Origin of the sequence: Cetobacterium somerae ATCC BAA-474 (genome assembly GCF_000479045.1) — a bacterium.
Lineage (GTDB): Bacteria > Fusobacteriota > Fusobacteriia > Fusobacteriales > Fusobacteriaceae > Cetobacterium_A > Cetobacterium_A somerae.
In genome coordinates this window covers 1-3130 of sequence record NZ_KI518191.1, presented here as the reverse complement: position 1 = coordinate 3130, position 3130 = coordinate 1, and the positions used below count along the sequence as shown (strand labels likewise).

The following is a 3130-nucleotide window of genomic DNA, read 5'->3' as shown; positions in this document are numbered from 1 at the left end:
TTCATAATTTCTCCTCCCATATTAATAAATTCATTTATCAACTACTCAACTTCTTTACACTTTTTTTTAATTTCTTAACATATATCACTTATTTTATAATTTATTTTTAAAAGGTATAAATAAATCCAGCTGATGTTTTCCAAGAGTTTTTATCTTCAAAGATATATTTATACTCAACATAAAGTGTTAATTCATCTTTTATCGTATCTTTACTTAAGTCTATTCTAGTTCCCACCTCTTTATAAAATTGATTCTTTCTATCCACTTTAATATCTGTAGTTTCATTTGATAAATTTTTTAATTTTAAATTTAAGTTTTCATTGGCACTATTTATATCTTGTCCTACTCCACCTTTTAACTTAAGAGTTAATTTATAATTATCTTTTGGATAAAATATTTTACCTATACTTGTTCCAATTTTTATAGTGCTAAATACCTTATTCATATTATCCAAATTTATTGCATATTCTCCACCAGCTTCTTTTATCTCTTTTTGAAAAACACCCATTAAATAACCCTTCATTTCTGGTTCTACAAAAAATGTATCAAATTTATATTCTTTTGAAATTTTTCCTGACGTTCCTACATATAAATTTTTTATATCTGAATTAAAACTTTCGTCTAATGAAACATACTCAATACTTGTTCCATTATTTTCTAGAAATGAAACATTTAAATTTCTTTTTAAATTACCTTGAGCATAACCAAAATATAAAACTCCAATTCCTTTTATGTTATCTTTAGCATAATTTAAAAATGAAGTTTCTTGGAAAAAATTATCTTTTCTTTTTCCTCTATTTGAATTGTAGTCACTATCAAGTCTTGTATAACTAAATAAAAATCCATAATTCGAATTTTCATTAAGTGTGTATTGTTTTCCTAAATAAAAGCCATTTAAATATTCATCAAACCCAATCTGATTAGATAAGTTTTTTTGTTTTGTTCTTTCTAAAGAATATCCTACAATATAACTATTATCTTTATCTGTATTATATCTTGTTTCTAAATTATCTAATATATTATTTGTTGTAAAATTAATTGAATCTCTAGTTTGAAAAATTACTGTTGGATAAAAGTCTCTACCAAAAAACAAATCTAAGTCTTTATCAAATTCAGCTTGACTTCTTATACTTCTAAGAGCACTATACATTTTAATTTTACTCTCTTCATTTTCTAAATTATATATATTCTCCAAGTATTCTCCTATAGAAGAGTTCGTAAGTTCTGTAAATCTTTTTCTTTTTATATAAGAATCTCCATTTTCTGTATATATATCATATAGATATGAATGTGAAACAAAATTATCTGCTTTAACTGATAGATTCAATAAAAACCCATCCGTATCATTTTTAGTAAATAAAGCTTGAGCGTAACTAAGACCTATAATGGCCTCTTGTAATTTTGCTCCTCCTATATTTCCTCCCTTCTCCATAACTAATTCATAATTTTCAGGAACATAATAATTATTTGAAGTAGCAATTCCATTAATTATTCCCCAGTTATAAATTGTCCCTCCTGTTGCCGCAATTCCAGTTGTTCCTAAATTTAATACTCCACTATTTTGGGCAACGCCTCCATTCATATTAAAAGCATGTGAATTACTAACACTATCTTCTATTGTAATAACTCCATTCGTTGCATTGACTAATATCGTTTGATTTCCAGACGATCCCATTGCATTAGTATTTGAGTCATTTACATAAATTTGACCATCATTTGTTATAGTTCCTGAATTTTTAATATACATTCCATTTCCTGAGTTTGTTACGCTTATAACTCCTGAGTTTGTAGCTCCTCCCGGACCTGATACAAGAATTCCTGTTCCCATACTTACAGATATATTACTCGAAATCGTTGTTGTTAGAGTTGAATTTCCTGTTGCATACATCCCTATTTGACCTGAATCACTAAGAGTTATTTTTCCACTATTTATAGCTGTACTTGTTTTATCTGCATACATCCCTATACTACTAGTTCCTGCTAATGTTATTGTAGCTTCATTAATTATTCGACTTGCCTCTCTTGCTACCATTGCTGTAGAACCTTGGTTTGCTGTTATTTGAGATTTATTTATAGCTTCACTATTATTATAAGCATATATCCCTATTCCATCTGTTAAACTCATAAATCCATTATTTACTGCATACCCATTTCCTGCTAAATAAACTCCTATTCCTCCAGAATAAACATCTATAGTACTATTACTTGCATTTTCAAAAGTTGATTTGTTTGAATTATTATCAACGTATGCTCCAATTCCTCCATTTATTGCATTTAATGTATTAGTATTCTTAATAGTTGAACCATCACTTGCAAACATCCCATATTGACTATTACTCGCTGAAATAAAACCATCATTTATAGCATTTCCTGAGCTTATTGCTGACATCCCTATACTACTACTTCCTTTCAGTGTAACTTCAGATTTATTAGTTGCAACTGCTCCTTCATATGAAACCATCCCTGTTGAATTAGACCCTACATTTATTCCATTATAATTTATAGCTTGAGCGTTCGCTCCTCTTGTAATCATTCCTATTCCTGAGTTGATATTTATAGCACCATTTTGATTTGATATAGTAGTCCCACTAGTACCATACATTCCAATCTGATTATTATTTACAGTAATAAGGCTCGCATTAATACCTATTCCGCCAGCATTACTTACTAACATTCCAATATTATTAAAGTTTGAAGTTCCATTTACCGTTATAGATCCATCATTATATATTTCTCCACCTAAAGATAACATTCCATTTAAAGAATAACTACTTGTACCACTAATTGTAATATTATTAACATTACGCATTTGATACCCTAATTTAGTAGAACCCATTCCATTATATAATCCATTTGTCTCACCAGCAACTATAATATCTCCTTCTGATAAATGATATGTTCCAGGTAACCATTTATTATTATCAAAAAGATACATTCCATTATAGCTTATATCTCCGCTACCTGAACCACTTCCACTTCCACCTGAATCTCCGCTGCCTGAACCACTTCCGCTTCCACCTGAATCTCCGCTGCCTGAACCACTTCCGCTTCCACCTGAACCGCCGCTGCCTGAACCATTTCCACTTCCACCTGAACCACCGCTGCCTGAACCACTTCCGCTTCCACCTGA

1 protein-coding gene is annotated in these 3130 nt (G+C 29.9%); it reads right to left on the bottom strand.

Annotation, left to right across the window (positions count from 1 at the left end):
• Nucleotides 1–106: 106 nt before the first annotated feature.
• Nucleotides 107–3130 (bottom strand): autotransporter outer membrane beta-barrel domain-containing protein (locus HMPREF0202_RS15360; RefSeq protein WP_170207987.1); only part of this gene is annotated, 3024 nt, incomplete at its 5' end.